Genomic DNA, 17,919 nt, shown 5'->3' with positions numbered 1-17,919 from the left:
AAAGGAGTTGAAGATTATGTTATAACACAATCTTCAACTCCTTTGCCTTCTTAAAATCCGCTCTGGTCAAAAACTTCTTATGCTTCTTTGCTTACTTTGCTTCTTTGCGTGAAACCCAAAATTGGTTCAATGAGAAAAGCATTTCTCCAGCTTCATCTATCTGTGTTCCTGGCTGGATTTACGGGTATACTTGGCAAATTGATTACGCTGAACGAGGGCTTGCTGGTTTGGTATCGTTTGTTGATCACTTCCATTAGTTTATTTATCCTGTTCCGGGTGCAGGGTAGTTTCAAAAAACTTCCGTGGAAAGATATTTTGCCGATTGGCAGTACCGGCGTTGTAGTAGCGCTGCACTGGCTGTTCTTTTATGGCAGTATCAAGTATGCCAATGTTTCCATTGGGGTGATATGCTTTTCACTTACCAGTCTTTTTACCGCGATCTTCGACCCGCTGATCAACCGGCGGAGATTTGATGTGGCGGAGATGCTTCTTAGCCTGCTTACACTGTTCGGCATTTTGCTGATCTTTCATTTCGACAGCCAATACCGAACAGGGATCATACTGGGGATCATTTCATCAATGTTTGCCGCTTTGTTCACCGTTTTTAATAAACGCCTGATAAAGCGGTTCGATACCTATACTATCACTTTTTACGAACTTTCTACCGGCTTCGTGGTGCTGACTGTGCTGATGCCGCTGTATATCTGGTATTTCCCTGTGGCTTCGCTGACGCCGGGCGCCAGGGATATCATTTACCTCTTCATACTTTCCTGGTTCTGTACCATACTGATGTACCTTCTCAGTATGAGCGCCCTGAAAAAGATATCGCCTTTTACTGTTAACCTGTGCTTTAACCTGGAGCCGGTTTACAGCATCATACTGGCATTCATCCTGTTTGATGAAAGCAAAATGCTGAATGGCGCCTTCTATGCGGGTCTGGGCTGCATTATACTATCGGTTTGCCTGCAGATGTTCAGGGTGTCGAGGGGGCATGGTCTCCAGGCGGGCGCCGGGCACTGATCTTTTTCCATTGCTGTAAAATTGGTACCCGGGAAATGTCAATTTCCTTATTTTGCAGTATTATGAGAAAAGTACTGTTAGGGGCGGCATTGATAGGAACAAGCCTGCTTTCCTATGCACAACAACAACCTGCAAAAAAACCATTGGACCACAGCGTTTACGACGGCTGGCAAAGTATCGGTACCAAAGTGATCAGCCCAAACGGCCAGTTTGCGGCTTACGTTATTACACCACAGGAAGGAGATGCCGACCTGGTTATCCATGATCTTAAAACCGGTCAGGCGTTGACTATCCCCCGGGGAAACAGTCCTTACATTTCCGCCGACTCCCGCTACCTTGTCTGCAGTGTTAAACCACTGTTCAGGGATGTCAGGCAAGCAAAGATCAAAAAGAAGAAAGCTGCGGAAATGCCTAAAGATTCCCTGGCTATCGTGGCATTAGGGCAAAACACTGCCCCGCTGAAATTTGCATCAGTAAAGTCTTTTAAAATTCCTGAAAATGCTGTGGGCAACATCCCGGTGGTTGCCTGGCTGCAGGAGATCCCGGCAAATGATTCTGCCAAAAACAAAACACATAAACCGGCGGCTACAGACAGCGACAGAGATGACGACGATAAAGCCGGCGGCGCTTCCGCCGAAAGCGGTATGCTGATCATCAGGCAGCTTATTTCCGGCCGCCAGGATACGATCAGAAATGCCAGCGAATATGTTTTCAATAAAGAAGGACAATACCTGCTGGTAGAAACAATCGCCAATAAAAAAGATAGTCTTTCCAAAACAAGCGTCCTGCGCTGGAATGTGGCAAAAAATACTGCCGATATCCTCAGCACCGGGATGAGCGACTATAAACAACTTGCATTGGCTAAAAACGGGGAACAGGCTGCATTCGTTGCCACCAGCGATTCTGCAAAGGCGCTGCAGCAATTCTATAAACTTTACTACTTCGATTCAAAATTCGATAGCGCAAAAGTAGTGGCCGACAGGAACACCAACGGCATACCCGCCCGTTGGACCATCAATCCCAACAGCAGCCTTAATTTCAGCAACAACGGCAAACGCCTTTTCTTTGGCACCTCTCCTATTCTGCCGGTCAAGGATACCAACATTGTTGAATTTGAAGTAGCGAAAGTGGATATCTGGAACTACCAGGACGATTACCTGCAACCGATGCAGCTTAAAAATGCAGACCGCGAGTTAAAGAGAAGCTATGCAGCCGTTTATCATATTCCTGCAAACAAAGTGATACAGCTGGGCGACCAGGACGCTGAAAACGTGATCACAACCAATGAAGACAGTCCTTACGCCCTGGGTTATTCCGATAAAGGTGAAAGGATCGCTTTGCAGTGGACAGGCCGTACACTGAAAACAGCTTACCTGATCAATGTAAATGATGGCTCCCGTAAAAAGATCAAAGAGAAACTGAATGGCTATTTTTCTCTTTCTCCTTTCGGCAAATACATTGTGTGGTACGACCTGGATAACAAACATTACTTCACCTATAACAACACTACCGGCGCTACCCTGAATATCAGCGAAAAGATACCGTACAAGATGTATGATGAAGAAGATGATCACCCGGATGTTCCTGAAGCCTACGGCATTGCGGCCTGGTTGCAGAACGACGATAAGATCTTCCTTTACGACCGGTATGATATCTGGGCTGTAGATCCTGATGGCAAAACTGCTCCCGTGAATTACACTGACGGAACCGGAAGAAAAGAAAAGATCACTTTCAGGTATGTGCAACTTGACAAAGAACACAGGTACCTGCCCTATAGCGGCAATATAATCCTCAGCGCCTACCAGGAACCTACCAAGTACAATGGTTTCTACCAGTATGCCGCACCAAGGAAAGATGGTAAGAAAGGAACCCTGAAGCAGCTGGTACTAGGCCCATGGTCGTTTGCCGATCTGCAGAAAGCAAAACTCGGGCAGGTATATATCTTCAACAAAGGCAGGTACGAGATCTCACCGGATGTTTACAGCACAACGGGCGACTTCGTTCAGGCCACACAGTTAAGTCATACCAATCCGCAGCAAAAAGATTACAACTGGGGAACAGCCGAATTGTATAAATGGAAAACCTTTACCGGTAAAGCGGCGGAAGGCATCCTGTACAAACCGGAAGATTTTGACAGCACCAAAAAATATCCTGTCATTTTCTATTTCTATGAGAAATTAACAGACGGTTTATATAACTACCAGGCGCCTGCGCCTACCCCATCGCGCCTGAACATTTCTTTCTTCGTAAGTCGCGGTTACCTGGTGTTTGCGCCCGACATTACTTACGAGAACGGCTATCCCGGCAAAAGCGCTTACGACTACATTGTGAGTGCAGCAGAAGACCTGGCAAAACGCCAGTGGGTAGATGGCCGGCATATGGGAATACAAGGCCAGAGCTGGGGAGGATACCAGGTAGCATACCTGGTTACCCAAACCAACCTGTTTGCGGCTGCATGGGCAGGAGCGCCTGTGGCGAATATGACCAGCGCCTACGGCGGCATCAGGTGGGAAAGCGGTATGAACCGCCAGTTCCAGTATGAGCATTCTCAAAGCCGCATTGGCGCTACGCTTTGGGATAAACCTGAGCTATATATAGAAAACTCGCCGTTGTTCAACCTGCCAAAAGTAACCACCCCGCTGGCCATCATGGCTAACGATGCTGATGGCGCAGTACCATGGTACCAGGGAATTGAACTGTTTACAGGTTTGCGCAGGCTGGGCAAGCAGGTATGGATGTTAAACTATAATAACGAAGCCCATAACCTGATGCTGCGCCAGAACAGGAAAGATATTCAACGCAGGGAACAACAATTCTTCGATCACCTCCTGAAAGGAGAACCAGCACCACAGTGGATGGTAACCGGCGTGCCGGCCACCGAGAAAGGCATCAACTGGGGCTGGGACCTCGTGAAGTAGTTTCACGCAAAGAAGCTAAGGAGCAAAGAAGCATAAGATATTATTTTAAGGAAAATAAGAAAGCAAAGGAGTTGAAGATTGTGTTATATAACATAATTTTCAACTCCTTTGCTTTCTTAAAATTCGCTTCGGTCAAAAAATCTCTTATGCTTCTTTGCTCCTTAGCTTCTTTGCGTGAAACACCCCCGGTTTGGAGATATGATATATTTAACATATATTTACAATATGTGATCCTATAATGCCAATTTATTACCTATGAACTTCCATATTTACCATCCTGCAGATGCGCTCAGACCATTTGTAAAACAGTACTACTATTGGGAAGATAATACCCGCGGTACTATCCAGATCCCTCAAAACCTGTTTGCGCTGGGCGATCAATATCTAATCCTGATGCTAGAGGGGAAAGGCGAAGTGAAACCGGCCACGCATAAAGCTTTTACGTTAACGGGAAATGCCATACTGGGGCATCTGACCTGCGCCTGCCAGTTCCAGGTAGAAGGACCGGTCAAAGTGGCTGTGGTACAGTTGAACCCATACGGATGCTTCCGTTTATTAGGTTTGCAGGCCGATAGTTTTACCAACTATTACAGGAACCTGGATACCCTGAACAGCGGGTTATGGACGGAGACTGCCAATGCGTTAAGGGAGATGAAGGATATGAAGGAAGTGGAAACGATCCTTGACAAGGCATGTATCACTACCATGGAATCTCAATGCTGCAGCATGAGAACGGCCGATGATATGGCAGACTATATGTTGATCAGGCAGGGAAATGTAAGCCTGCAAGAGTTGTCGGAAAGATACCAGTTATCGAAACCCACGCTGGAACGTATATTCACGGCGGTTATTGGCCTCCCTCCTTTATTATACGCCCGGATGATCCGGTATAAAACTGCGTTAAGGGCTTTGCGGCAGCTGAACCTGCCCGAATGGCAATTGCCGGTAGCGGCTACGGCCTATTATAACCAGGCGATGTTCATCGAAGATTATTTACAGTTCAATCATCAAACACCTTCTTATTTTACTCCATCTACAGCCACTATTGCACAAATGCCGGCCGAACACCAGCAGGTAGCGGTTGCCAGTTAAAATATTTTTGCATTACTTTACCCGGGTAAACAAACAGTAATGCAAACGGAAACAGTTTATAACGGTGAATATAGTATTACTACAGATCAGTCGAAATTTGATCTGGAAGTGATACACCATTACCTGGCGTACGATTCGTATTGGGCGCAGAATATTCCTATGGAAACCGTGAAGAAAATGATAGCGAATTCGCTATGCTTCGGAGTATTATACCAGGACAAACAAATAGGGTTTGCCCGTACGATCACAGATAAAGCGGTTTTTGCCTACCTCGCTGATGTATTCATCCTCCCGGAACACAGGGGGCGTGGATTGTCGAAATGGTTAATGCAAACAATTATTTCCCATCCAGATCTGCAGGGTTTAAGGCGTATTTTACTGGTTACATCAGATGCGCATGGATTGTATGAAAAATTCGGTTTCGAACTGATAAAGAACCCGGATAAGTTCATGCACATTCATAACCCGGATGTGTATACGAAGCAGTAATGAATGTTCAGCTTTTTTTGTTATTTTATAGATATAAATTCCCCATATGCAATCTAATGCTGCCTTCTGGCGTGAACAATTGAAATTAACTCCCCATGTGGAAGGAGGCGCCTTCCGTGAAACTTACAGGTCTGATTGGATGCTGGATATGTCGACACTTCCTGCCGGCATGGCTGGTAACCGAAATGCATCTACCTGTATCTATTTCCTGCTGGAATACGGAGAATTCTCAGCTTTCCACCGGATAGCGGCAGATGAGATCTGGCATTTTTATGACGGGCAGACCCTCACGATTTATGAAATTGAACCGGGTGGCGAATTAAAGGTACACCGGCTGGGAAGGGATGTGGTAAATGGGGAAGCGTTGCAGGTAGTGATCAGGGCCGGTAATTGGTTTGCTTCCAGGGTGGAAGTTCCCGGCGGCTTTGCGCTTGTTGGCTGTACAGTGGCCCCGGGATTTGATTTTGCCGATTTTGAGCTGGCAGAAAAAGCATCTTTGCAGGCTGCATACCCCGATCATGCAGCGCTGATAGAAAGCCTGACCAACTAACGTCGGCAGCTATACGAAAAGCTTTTTGTACATTTAGTATATGAAAAAGATTATCTATATCGTTCTCCTGTTGGGCATAGGCCTGTTGATCTTCTGGCTGGGCAAACGCTCCGGTACTAGAATTGTAAGCCAGGAAGTGATATCCAACAGCCTTATCGTGAAAGAGATTGCAGAACTGGCTTCACTGGATGTTCAGGGTAATGCAAGTATTAAAAGGAGCAATATTGAAAATAGCGGCAACTGGACAGATAATCTTAAAAAAACATTCCTTGAAAATACGGTGTGGATCACTATTCCATACCAGGCAAAGTATGGAGTGAATATAGATGATCAGCATTTTAAAGTGTCTGTGAATGACAAAAAGATCGTTATAGAACTGCCTGCGCCCAGGTTGTTAAGTTATGAATTGAAGATAGACAAAATGGAGACTTCCAACAGGAAAGGGTGGTTCCTGTTCCAGGACGATGAAACATATACAGATGTGCAAAAGTCGCTGTACCGTACCAGCAGGCAGCAACTGGAAAACAATCCCACCTATATTCAACAGTCCAAAGACAGGATACGCAAGGTTATGGAACAGTATTACGCCCCTTTCCTGAAGGATCATACGCTGGAGATCAGGTATGTAGGAGAAAGTAAAGCTCCTGTCCTGGATTAAGCCGCTTCTTCCGCTATATACTTAACCAGGCTTCTTTTGGCAATAGGCAACAGCGTTTCATCAACCGGCATTACCAGTGGCGTTTCCACGCAATAGACAGCCGGGTTCGGCAGTTCCTTCTTTTCTTTTATCAATAAGGATTTGACATGATTGATGGTATATACCAGGTCCTTTTTATAGGACGACAGGTAAGCCGTGTGAATTCCCCTGTACTTCTCGTCGTGCCGCTCGAAGATCGTTAAGCGATACGAATACACTAAAATCTGCCTGTAGCTGCCGTCGCAAAGCAGCAGATAGCCTTCCTTACTTTCCAGCGGAACCAGGCCAACAGGATAGATGGTCAGCTGTGCGGCTACCATTTCGTACAATGAAGTACCATCTTTAATGGTATTATTCATTTCCTGGATAGAGTATTGGATAATATCTTCCAGTTCCGCCATCAGCTCGTCATCTGCTATCATTTGTTCGTATAGCAGTTCCAGTTTCTGGATATTGACGGCGGTCAACTTTTTCGGGAACTGTTGTTGAAGAAATTGTTTGTTGTCCCTGAATGCAATCAGGTTGTTGTAATGAAAGATAATGTCCGAAAGCTGAGGGTACAGCTTGCTTTGGTTAAAATACCGGTTGATGTCTTGCAGATAGGCCAGCAGTGTGTATTTCTTCAGTTCAAAATCTATGTAGCCATCTGCAAACCAGGTCTCACTTAATACTCCCATGGCAAAATAATTTAATGGATCACTACTTTAATTTACGAAAAAATTGGGATTTGAATCAGCGTTCCGGAAAAATGAACTGTTATCTTTTGTTAATGATTGCTTATTAAAAGTGCCTGAAACAGAGAACTTTGCCAGATATTTTGACCAAAACGGAGAATAAAACCAAAAATATTTGAGACCCCACTTTTTTATGAAGTTAATTTCATAACTTCAGTATATTATTTTTCATTTTTTTAATTTCAGTTATCATGAACATTTACGTAGCCAACCTTCATTATAGGTTGAACGATGAAGATCTGCATCAGATTTTCAGCGATTTTGGAGTGGTTACCTCCGCAAAGGTTATTAAAGACCACGAAACTGGCCGTTCACGCGGTTTTGGCTTTGTGGAAATGCCTAATCAAGAAGAAGGAGCTAAGGCTATGGATAGTTTGAACGGCAGCGAGATCGAAGGCAAGCAATTAACGGTTAACGAAGCTAGACCTAAACAACCGAATAATAATTTCAAAGGGGGCGGTGGTAACCGTGGCGGCGGAGGATATGGTTCCCGCGACCGTCGTTATTAATTTTTGACCCCATTATTCGGCACCAAGGAACTACAAGAAAAGGTTGTCTCAATGTTATGTTGAGGCAACCTTTTTTCTTTTGCCATTATTTTACTTTCCTGAAGGCTCTGCAAGCAGCTGTTCTACTGCCTTCAACCGTTTCTCCAGCATCTCATTTCTGCTCCTCTCCCGGTCAATTTCTTTCTTCTGCTCAATGATATACAAGGTCAGCTCCTCTACTTTCTTCAACAGTCCTGCCTGTTGCTCGCCAATATCCAGGCCATGAGTTAAAACCGAATCTGCTGAAGGTATTCCCGGCAGATGTTTATTCTCCCTGATAAATTTTTCAACAGAAGGAAGAGAAGGCAAACTGTAACTATCATCAAAAACATAATCAGGCCATTCTGTTTGTGAAACCTTGATACGCCTGGCTTTAATGTTGCCGTTAACATTCAGCTGCTTTTGGCTCGCGGTGGTTCCCACTGTCAGATCGCCCGACAACACTCCGCCGGTTAAGGCCAGGTAATCAGCGGGGTTAAAGTTGCCGGAGTCCCAGATGGTACGCCATTCGGTTTCCCAGTTGTTGGCTACTTTACGTTTGGTATACAGGCTGCCGCTGTTTGTACCCATAGCAATAATTCCTTCGTAAGTACGATCCGTGGTTAAAGGACCCAGGTAAAAATAGGCTGCGTAGTTATTATTCGGTACGCCGTTGGCCGGCCTGAACTGCCCGTTGAAATACACTCCCGGTGCGGTATAGTTATATGTATGCACATCGCCAAACAGCGTATTGGCATACCGGAACATGCTGGCTGCATGCAACCCATCGAGCATATCGGCATTCAGCCCGGAATTGGGTCCCATATTGCCGCTTCGCCAAATGGTTTCTGTAGTACCATTATTCATGTAAACCAACTGGTTTGCGCCGATATTGAGCGCATAAGAAGGAGTGGCCGACAAGTCAGGATACCACGTGATCTGCCCTACTGACTTATTATTGGCTATCGCAACCTGGCTTTTCTTGCCACTGGCGTCAACCAACCGTTTGATCGCCAGGTACCTGAAAAAATCTGCTCCGGGGTCGACTTCCAGGTTGTTTGTTGTGGAGTTGCCGTTGTTGGTTACTGTTTGCAGGTCCTGGGCATAGGAAATACCGGCAATCATAAATGCCAGTACAAATAGGAATACATGTTTTTTCATATCTAAAATGGATTAACCGAATTAAAAACAATGAGGTTGTATAGGTGACAAATTTTTAAAGCAGTGTAAGAATAATAAAAAAACGGAGATCATGTAAATACATTATCTCCGTTCTTCTTAATAAAAGCTTTGCGCCTCTATGGGCAACAATATGCTAGAATGATTTTTTCGGATCAAAGTTTTCCAGTTCCTGGGCTACTGCTGTCAGGAAGGTAGCTCCTAATGATCCATCAACGATCCGGTGATCGTACGACATAGAGAGGTACATCATATGGCGGATACCAATTGTATCGCCGTCCGGCGTTTCTATTACAACAGGGCGTTTCTTGATTGCGCCTACTGCGAGGATAGCTACCTGTGGCTGGTTAATGATAGGCGTTCCCATCAGGCTGCCGAAGGTACCTACGTTGGTTAAGGTAAAGGTGCCGCTCTGCGTATCTTCCGGTTTAAGCTTATTCTGACGGGCTGCATTAGCCAGGTGATTCACCTGTTTGGTGATTCCTACCAGGTTCAGTACATCCGCGTTTTTAATAACCGGCACTATCAGGTTGCCGCTTGGTAAAGCGGTAGCCATGCCTATATTGATATCTTTCTTGATAATGATCTTATCTCCGTCCAGTGAGCAGTTGATCAGCGGGAAACGTTTGATGCATTTGACAATAGCTTCGATAAAGAGCGGGGTGAATGTCAGTTTTTCACCTTCCCTTTTTTCGAATTCGCCTTTTACCCGTTCCCTCCATTTCACCATGTTGGTGACATCTGCTTCAGCAAAGCTGGTCACATGCGGACTTGTCTGTTTGCTCATCACCATGTGATTGGCGATCAGTTTGCGCATGCGGTCCATTTCCACGATTTCCACGTTGCCGCTGTAAGTAGGGCTGGAAACGGTGGTTGTTACGACCGGCTGAACAGCAGGCGCCGGTGCAGCTTCCCTTGCGGGTGTTACATCCGGGATGATCTTACCTTCCTTGCGATCCGCAACATATTGCAGGATATCTTTTTTAGTTACCCGGCCGTCGTTTCCGCTGCCTGGTATCTTTTCAAGATCGGCAAAGCTGACGCCTTCCTGCTGTGCGATGGTAAGAACAAGCGGAGAATAGAATTTTGGTCCGCTGCCTGCGGCAGCAGCGGCATGGTGTTGCTCCGCTGCGGGTGCAGATGCCGGAGCTGGCGCGTTAGTTTGTTCTGGTGTGGAAACAGCGGGAGCCGCTGGTTGTGACGGAGCCGTGGACGCTCCTTCTTCTGCATTGGTACGGATACGGGCAATAACGGTACCTACAGGTACAACGTCATTCTCGTTGAAGAGCACTTCGGTGATCTCTCCTTCCGCATTCGAAGGGACTTCGCTATCCACCTTGTCGGTAGCAATTTCAAGAACGGTTTCATCCACTTTTACGTGGTCTCCCGCCTTTTTATGCCAGCGCAGGATGGTTGCTTCCATGATGCTCTCCCCCATTTTGGGCATTACCAATTCTACAATTGCCATAAGATTGAATTTAGCATTTATGCTTTAGTGCTGGGCAAAAATAAGGGAATTTCCCAATTCCTACTGAAGGATGAGCTTTCTCAGCTCATTCAACGCGTAAACCGCAGCCATATTAGTATTCCGCTCGCGGTCGTAGCGGAGCTGGTGCTTTTTTGTAACAATGGTATCAGCGTTGGCCACTGCTATCCACACGGTTCCTACCGGCTTTTCGGCAGATCCGCCATCCGGCCCCATGATCCCTGTAACGGCAACCGCGTAATCTGTTTGCAATGTATTGAGCGCTCCTTTCACCATTTCGATAGCCGTTTCTTCGCTCACCGCCCCGTAAGCCTGTATGGTAGCGGGATTCACTCCAAGGAGTTTTATTTTCGTCTCGTTGGCATAGGCAACCACGCTGCCTTTATAATAAGCGGAGCTGCCGGGAATAGCTGTGATCTGGCTGCTGATAAGACCGCCAGTACAGCTTTCGGCGGTACCTGCGGTTTTACCTTTTTCCAGCAACAGCTGTCCAACTACCTGGGCAATAGGGATATCCTGGTCTGTTACCATGATATCCGCGACCAGGTTCTTCAAATCATGGAACAAGGCACTCATCTCAGCCGCCACTTCCAGCTTTTCTGCTCCGAATGCCGATAATCTCAGCTTCAGCAAACTATAGCTCGGCAGGTATGCCAGGCTGAAATGAGCCGGCAATGCAGCTTCGAAGCCAACAAGGCGTTCTGCCACAAACGATTCCCCCATCCCTGAAGTAACGATGGTCTGGTGTATCACAGCGGGAGTTTTGAAATGCGTTTCAAGCCTGGGCAATACATAACTGCTCATGATACCCTGCATTTCATATGGTACGCCGGGCATCGACACATAGATCACTCCATCCTTCTCGAACCACATAGCGGGAGCTGTGCCCCATTTATTCTGGATAATAGTAGCAGATTCCGGTACCATGCTTTGCTCAATATTCCTGTCGAGCATCGGCAAACCGCGGCTCTCAAAAATATGCAGCACGTTATTCAGCGCTTCCTCGTTCCTTACCAAACGGGTATTGAAGTATTCGCATAAGGTAGGCTTGGTAATATCATCGGCTGTGGGGCCCAGGCCGCCGGTGATCAGCACGATCTGGGAAACGGACGATTCCTTTTCCAGGGCCGACAGGATATCTTCCCTTTTGTCGCCGATCGCTAATCTCCTGTGTACCCAGATCCCCATATCATTCAGTCGCTGGGCCATCCAGGCAGAATTGGTATCGATAGTCTGACCTATCAGCAATTCATCCCCTATCGTGATAATGCTGGTTAATATCTTTTCCACTGGCGTAGTTTTTTGCAGTTATCAAACAATCATGATGCCGCATCTTCCCTGAAAAAAGGTTGCAATCTCTTTTTTAATTCTTCCGGCAACCCTGCCTTCTGTTTTGTTTTGACATCAATAAACACCAGGGTAGTTACGCCTACATTCAGCAACTCCCCTTTTTCGTTATATAACTCACTGTGAAACTGTATTTTGGAACTCTTTGGAAGCTCTTTCAATATGGTTTTCACCGTAATAAGATCATCGTAATAGGCGGGGCGTAAATATTTTATATTCAATTCTGCCACCGGCATGATCACACCCTGTTCTTCCAGTTCTTTATAGGAAAAACCCAGCTCACGGATCGCTTCTGCCCTTCCCACTTCAAAATACAACCCATAGTTTCCGTAATAAAGATATCCCATCTGGTCTGTTTCTCCATACCTGACCCGGATGGTTGTAGTACTAATGAACATTGTTGTGCGGTTGTTTAAACTCCAAACGTTAACAAGAAAATTTTACTTGCCCACGGCGCCATCTATAGAAAACTTGCCCGGACCTACGAAAAGAATTGTTACAAATGCTGCCAGGAACATGATAGGCAACTCTCTTTCGTCCAGCGGTTTAGTGCCGTGAATAACAAAGGTAATTACGCTCATACAAATTATCAGCGGGATGCTGGCAAGACGCGTCAGCATTCCCAAAACAATGAAAACAGCGCAAAAAACCTCCGCAAATACTGTCAAACCTAAAGAAATTTTAGATCCTACGCCCAATGGATCTGAAAAAGAATGCATTTTGGCAGAAAAATTGATCAGCTTTGGCCATCCGTGTAAAAATATCAGTCCGCCGAAGACTATACGAACAATCAACATGGAAAAACTTACAGCGCCATTTGAATACCCGGTGGAAAAGAGTTTTCTCATATTAGACAAGGTTTTTTGTGCTTTAAGGGCTTTTTTTTCGCAAGATAAAGGAATAGCATATGCCTGACCGTTGGAGTTATCCACATTGTTAGAAACAGGTCTGGAAAAGAAGGAGGATAACATATATATTTGACACCGGAGTTTCCGCAAATCGACAAACGAGGGCAAGATGTTTTGTGATCCGAGGAAATATTTATGCCAAAGATCCGTTTAAAACGAATATTCAAGAAATAACAGCTATAGCATGCAATTCATAAGAAAAGTTATTGTTCCAGGTCAACTGTATTTTTCTGTACTGGTATTTGCTGGTGCGGGACTGGCAACTATCCCCGCTGCCCAGGCACAGCAAACACGCGTATATACAGATCCGGAAAAAGTATTTAAAGACGCCCAGCAACATTTCCAACAGGAAAAGTATGCAGTGGCCATGCAACTTTTCAAACAAACCATCGAAAAGATCGATTACTGGCACGAATCGAACCGCGATCTTGTTAAAACAGATGCATACTATTATTACACCATCTGCGCATTGAAGCTGCAACAGGGAGATGCCGAGCAGGAAGCGCTGACATTCCTTAAAACAGCCAATAATAAAGCAAGGGAAGAACTGGTGAGCTATCAACTCGCTAAATACTACTTCCGCCAGAATAAACTCAAAGAGGCTATCCCGCTTTACGAAAAAGCCAATATTGAGAACCTCTCCAACTCCGAAATTGCAGAAGCCAAATTCGAACTGGCCTACTGCTATTTCAATATGAAAGAGTTCCAGAAAGCGCTGCCACTGTTTTCTTCCATCAAAGACATCCCCGGCAAGTATAACATCCCCGCTAACTACTACTATGGCTTCATCGCCTATTACAACCACCAGTATGCAGATGCGCTGAACAGCTTCCAGAAAGTGGTCAGCGAACCTAAATACAGCAAAGTAGTTCCTTACTATATCGCCGAGATATATTACTTCCAGGGAAAAACAGACCAGCTGATCTCCTACACCGAACCGCTGATCAGGGAAGGCGGACAGTATTACGAAGCAGAACTGAAACAATTGCTTGGTAAAGCGTATTTCGAGAAAAAAGATTATACCAGAGCCCTGCCCCTGTTGCAGGACTTCCAGGATAATGCAGAAGAAGTGAGGAAGGAAGACATCTACCAGCTGTCTTACGCTTATTACCAGACAAAGAATTACTCAAAAGCGATCAACGGGTTCAAACAACTGAGCAGCTCCAAAGACTCGCTGGGTCAGAATTCTATGTACCTGCTGGGCGACTGTTACCTGAAAACCGGCCAGAAAGCCAACGCCCGCAACGCCTTTGCTTTTTGCTCCAACAACAGCTCAAATGCACAGCAACAGGAAATTTCCAGGTTTAACTACGGCAAGCTCTCTTACGAACTTGGCTACCCGGATGCTGCGCTCACTGAGCTGACACAGTTTGTAAAGCTCTACCCTAATTCGCCTTATCATACCGAAGCCAGGGAAATATTAGTGAACCTGTTCCTGAACAGCAACAACTATAAAGACGGGCTGGCAACCATCGAATCCATCGACGATAAAAGTCCGGCGGTGTTGAAAGCCTACCAGAAAGTTGCCTATGGCCGCGCCACACAACTGATCAATGATCAGCAACTGGCAGAAGCAGACAGGCTGCTGGATATCGCGATCAATAATCCTTACGATCAACAGATCAAAACGCTGGCTCATTTCTGGAAAGCGGAAATTGCATTACGCCAGAACAAAACAGACCAGGCCATCACTAACCTGAACGCCTACCTGAATGGCGGCGCTCCGGCTTCCGGCGAGGCCAACCAGCAAACTGCCAGCTATAACCTGGGATACAGCCTGTTAAAGCAGGACAAGTACAGCGAGGCCCTGCCTCATTTTGAAACCGCCCAGCGCACCAGCGGCCCCAATGCCGCAAAAATCGCTACAGATGCAGCACTAAGATCTGCAGACTGTTACTATATGCTGAGGCAATTCCCTAAGGCGCTGGCCCTCTACGATCGTGTCATCAGCAATAATGAGCCGGGTTCCGACTATGCTACCTACCAGAAAGCGGTGATATTGGGCCTGCAGGGAAAACAGGGAGAGAAGTTAGCGTTGCTGAAACAACTGGGTAATCAATATCCGACTTCCAACTTCGGCAACGAAACAGATATCGAGATCGCTAATACTTATCTTTCCCAGGAAAAATATACAGAAGCCATTCCGTTCCTTGAAAAGGTACTGCAAAAGCAACCTAACGGTTCCAATGCTCCAAGAGCCTTGCTGAAACTGGGGTTGAGCTATTACAATAAAGATAATGAGAGCAAAGCGCTGTCTTATTACCGCCAGGTGGTTGAAAAATTCCCCGGTTCGCCGGAAGCCAACGAGGCATTGCAAAGCATGAAAACGATCTATGTAAGCCAGGGCAAAACCGACGATTACCTCGCTTTCCTGAAAGCAAGCGGCAGGAACGTTTCAGCATCAGCTGAAGATTCTATCACCTATGCGGCGGCTGAAGCGCGTTTTACCAGCAATGACTGCAACGGCGCCATCGCAGGTTTCAACAATTACATCCAGAAATATCCTAACGGCCAGTTTATCCTGCCGGCTTATTTCTACAAAGCAGAATGCTCCTATAACAACAAAGATTATACGAATGCGCTGCCGGCATATGAATTCGTTCTGTCAAAAAATGCCAGCATTTACGCCGAACGTTCTGCATTGCAGGCTGCCAACATCAATTTTTACCAGGTTAAAAATTATGAGAAGGCAAGAAATTACTACCTGCAGTTGCAAGACCTTGCAACCAGCAAAGAAAACAGCCTGAGTGCAACCAAAGGTTTGCTCAGAAGTACTTACCAGTTAAAACGCTGGGATGAAGTAGCCAACTATTCAGAAATGTTGCTGGCTGCCAACAACCTCAGTACCGACGACCAGATCATCGCGCATTTCTATAGAGGTAAAGCCTTCCAGAACAGTAAAGACTATGCCGCAGCCATCGGCGAGTTTAAAACTGTTGCTGGTATGACCAAGTCAGAAACCGGTGCAGAAGCACGTTACAATATTGCTGATTCTTACCTGCAGCAAAATGAACTGGATGCCGCCGAAAAAGCCGGGTTTGATGTGATCAAGAATACGCCGTCTTACGAATACTGGGTTGCAAAATCCTATATCCTGCTGGGAGATGTGTACGCGCGGCAGCAAGACTTCTTCAATGCCAAAGCAACCTTTGAAAGTATAGTGACCAATTGTACTATTCCTGAATTAAAACAGGAAGCCAAAGACAAATTAGCAAAGGCCGAAGCAGATGAAAAGGCAGCAGGTAAAAAACCTAAGAAATAAAGGAACAGGTATTCTGAATCTTGAAAACTAAGCGCAATTGAGCATGAACACTCTTAAAATAAATCAGCAAAAAACATTCTTCCTGGCGGCTATAGCTGCAGCCAGCCTGTTGCCGGGAAGCAAGGCCAACGCACAGGAAACACTGAAACAGGAAACGATCGATATCATTTCCACCAACCAGCCTAAACTGCGCGATGCCTATAAATTGAACCTGACAGCATCTTTACCGTCTGTTGATACCAGCAGACCCGTGTTAAAATACCAGATACCTGCCCTGAACCTGAATTTCATGTACCAGGCCACGCCGTTAAAGCCACTGGCGCTGGGAAGGGATTCGCTCGGCAACCTGCAGAACAACTTTGTGAAACTGGGTTACGGAAACCTGCAAACACCTTATGTACAGGCAGGATTCGGAAGCGGCAGGCACGAAAACTACAACTATGGCCTGTATGTGAACTATACCGGCTCCAAAGACCAGGACCTGGAAGACAAGAAGTATTCTAACCTAAACGTCCTTGCCTCCGGAACTTACCTGACAGAAAAGCTGAAATTCGATGCCAGCCTGGGATACGACAGGAATACCGTGCATTATTATGGATACAACCACGATACTGCCAGCTTTAAAACCAGTGACCTGGCACAGACATTCAACCAGGTTACAGCAGCAGTAGGCGTAGAAAACCGCCCGCAGAACGACTGGGCATTTACGTTTAAACCTGATGTTAAGTTCATCCTGTTCAACGATTCTTACAAACGCACAGAAAATACATTCCAGTTCAAGATCCCCATCCGCAAACAGGTATTTGAAGATATTTATGTAGGAGCAGAAGGCGTGTTCGATCTTTCTACCTATAAGGTCGACAATGGCAAGGCTATCAACAACAACATTGTAGCCATCCATCCGGCTGTTGACATCATAAAACCGGGTTTTGTGTTGCATGCAGGAGTAAACCCAACCTGGTCTAACGGCCAGTTCAAATTGCTGCCCGACATCGTGAACGAGTCGCACCTGATCAAAAAGAAACTGATCTTAAGCAGCGGATGGATCTCCTATTTCGAGAAAAATTCCTATAGGAACCTGGCGAATAAAAATCCCTTCCTGGCAGGACTGGCAGACGATATGCTGAATACGAGGGTAGAAGAAAAATATACCGGTATCAAAGGTACGCTTGGCAGTCATTTCAACTACAACACCAAATTTGCAGCCGTTACCTGGTACGATCAGCCCCTGTTCATCAACGATACGCTGGATTCCAAAAGGTTTATCACTGTTAACGAAACAATGCTGAGAGCGTTCCAGCTGCATGCGGAAATCGGTTATATAGAAGAAGAGAAATTCCAGGTACGCGTGAGTTTCGACTGGTATAATTATAACAAGCAGGAGAAGGAAGTGAAACCATGGCACCTGGCTCCGTTCCAGGGCGACCTGTTTGCGCAGTATACTATCGGCAGGAAATTCCATCTGAAGGCGGATCTTTTCGCCCTGAGCGGATCATATTATTTACTGCCTAACAAAGATTTTGATAAAACGAGCAGCGCCTGGGATCTGAATGCCGGCGCTTCCTATGACATAGGCAAAAACTTTGGATTGTGGGTGAATGCAAACAATATCTTCAACTCCCATTACCAACGTTATTATCTCTATCCAACTTATGGATTTAATATTGTGGGTGGTGTGATGATTAAGTTTTAACTTTGTAACCCAACAGG

Annotated in this window: 15 protein-coding genes; 9 read left to right on the top strand and 6 right to left on the bottom strand. The window is 45.8% G+C overall.

Annotated features, from left to right (window positions below; translation table 11 throughout):
* The first annotated feature begins 129 nt into the window (after positions 1 to 129).
* From BLV62_RS10330 to BLV62_RS10305, 6 genes are all read left to right on the top strand, one after another.
* Positions 130 to 1,020: a DMT family transporter gene (locus BLV62_RS10330; RefSeq protein WP_089761335.1), complete on the top strand. Its 891-nt coding sequence runs from the start codon at positions 130 to 132 to the stop codon at positions 1,018 to 1,020.
* Positions 1,021 to 1,082: 62 nt separating this feature from the next.
* Positions 1,083 to 3,938: a S9 family peptidase gene (locus BLV62_RS10325; protein WP_168927795.1), complete on the top strand. Its 2,856-nt coding sequence runs from the start codon at positions 1,083 to 1,085 to the stop codon at positions 3,936 to 3,938.
* A gap of 255 nt (positions 3,939 to 4,193) precedes the next feature.
* Positions 4,194 to 5,030, top strand: a complete 837-nt coding sequence (locus BLV62_RS10320) for a DUF6597 domain-containing transcriptional factor (protein WP_089761333.1) — start codon at positions 4,194 to 4,196, stop codon at positions 5,028 to 5,030.
* 39 nt (positions 5,031 to 5,069) lie between these two features.
* Entirely contained in the window at positions 5,070 to 5,519 is a 450-nt protein-coding gene (locus tag BLV62_RS10315; RefSeq protein ID WP_089761331.1) for a GNAT family N-acetyltransferase, read from the top strand.
* 46 nt (positions 5,520 to 5,565) lie between these two features.
* Complete coding sequence (locus BLV62_RS10310) at positions 5,566 to 6,069, top strand: cupin domain-containing protein (RefSeq protein ID WP_089761329.1); 504 nt, start codon at positions 5,566 to 5,568, stop codon at positions 6,067 to 6,069.
* 40 nt (positions 6,070 to 6,109) lie between these two features.
* Positions 6,110 to 6,727 carry a DUF4230 domain-containing protein gene (locus BLV62_RS10305; RefSeq protein WP_089761328.1) on the top strand — a complete coding sequence of 206 codons (618 nt, stop codon included), beginning with the start codon at positions 6,110 to 6,112 and terminating at the stop codon, positions 6,725 to 6,727.
* On the opposite strand, the gene BLV62_RS10300 is transcribed toward BLV62_RS10305, so the two are convergent.
* Positions 6,724 to 7,443 carry a hypothetical protein gene (locus tag BLV62_RS10300; RefSeq protein WP_089761326.1) on the bottom strand — a complete coding sequence of 240 codons (720 nt, stop codon included), beginning with the start codon at positions 7,441 to 7,443 and terminating at the stop codon, positions 6,724 to 6,726. The two genes, BLV62_RS10305 and BLV62_RS10300, sit on opposite strands and share 4 nt — an antisense overlap.
* A 248-nt stretch (positions 7,444 to 7,691) precedes the next feature.
* On the opposite strand from BLV62_RS10300, the gene BLV62_RS10295 reads away from it, so the two are divergent.
* Positions 7,692 to 8,009 (top strand): RNA recognition motif domain-containing protein, encoded by a 318-nt coding sequence (locus BLV62_RS10295; protein WP_089761324.1) that lies wholly within the window; start codon positions 7,692 to 7,694, stop codon positions 8,007 to 8,009.
* A gap of 90 nt (positions 8,010 to 8,099) precedes the next feature.
* Here the strand turns inward: BLV62_RS10295 and BLV62_RS10290 are convergent, their stop codons facing one another.
* The 5 genes from BLV62_RS10290 to BLV62_RS10270 all read right to left on the bottom strand — a co-directional run bounded on the left by BLV62_RS10290 (position 8,100) and on the right by BLV62_RS10270 (position 12,887).
* Positions 8,100 to 9,188 carry a pyocin knob domain-containing protein gene (locus tag BLV62_RS10290; protein ID WP_089761322.1) on the bottom strand — a complete coding sequence of 363 codons (1,089 nt, stop codon included), beginning with the start codon at positions 9,186 to 9,188 and terminating at the stop codon, positions 8,100 to 8,102.
* A 154-nt stretch (positions 9,189 to 9,342) separates the two neighbouring features.
* Entirely contained in the window at positions 9,343 to 10,674 is a 1,332-nt protein-coding gene (locus tag BLV62_RS10285; protein ID WP_089761320.1) for a dihydrolipoamide acetyltransferase family protein, read from the bottom strand.
* A 60-nt stretch (positions 10,675 to 10,734) separates the two neighbouring features.
* A complete protein-coding gene (locus tag BLV62_RS10280; protein ID WP_225889558.1) occupies positions 10,735 to 11,982 on the bottom strand; it encodes a CinA family nicotinamide mononucleotide deamidase-related protein in 1,248 nt (415 codons plus the stop codon).
* 29 nt (positions 11,983 to 12,011) lie between these two features.
* The gene (locus BLV62_RS10275) at positions 12,012 to 12,437 is read right to left on the bottom strand and encodes an acyl-CoA thioesterase (RefSeq protein ID WP_089761318.1); all 426 of its coding nucleotides are present in this window, start codon (positions 12,435 to 12,437) and stop codon (positions 12,012 to 12,014) included.
* A 42-nt stretch (positions 12,438 to 12,479) separates the two neighbouring features.
* Positions 12,480 to 12,887 carry a DoxX family protein gene (locus tag BLV62_RS10270; RefSeq protein WP_089761656.1) on the bottom strand — a complete coding sequence of 136 codons (408 nt, stop codon included), beginning with the start codon at positions 12,885 to 12,887 and terminating at the stop codon, positions 12,480 to 12,482.
* A gap of 244 nt (positions 12,888 to 13,131) precedes the next feature.
* Here BLV62_RS10270 and BLV62_RS10265 point away from each other — a divergent pair, with 244 nt between their 5' ends.
* On the top strand, positions 13,132 to 16,209 hold the full coding sequence (locus BLV62_RS10265) for a tetratricopeptide repeat protein (protein WP_089761317.1): 3,078 nt from the start codon (positions 13,132 to 13,134) through the stop codon (positions 16,207 to 16,209).
* A 43-nt stretch (positions 16,210 to 16,252) separates the two neighbouring features.
* The gene (locus BLV62_RS10260; protein ID WP_089761315.1) at positions 16,253 to 17,902 is read left to right on the top strand and encodes a TonB-dependent receptor; all 1,650 of its coding nucleotides are present in this window, start codon (positions 16,253 to 16,255) and stop codon (positions 17,900 to 17,902) included.
* The last annotated feature ends 17 nt before the right edge of the window (positions 17,903 to 17,919 follow it).

Origin of the sequence: Chitinophaga terrae (ex Kim and Jung 2007) (assembly GCF_900107795.1) — a bacterium.
GTDB classification, from domain to species: Bacteria; Bacteroidota; Bacteroidia; order Chitinophagales; family Chitinophagaceae; genus Chitinophaga; species Chitinophaga terrae.
Note: the sequence above shows the minus strand (reverse complement) of the source record. Positions and strands in the feature narration are given on the sequence as shown.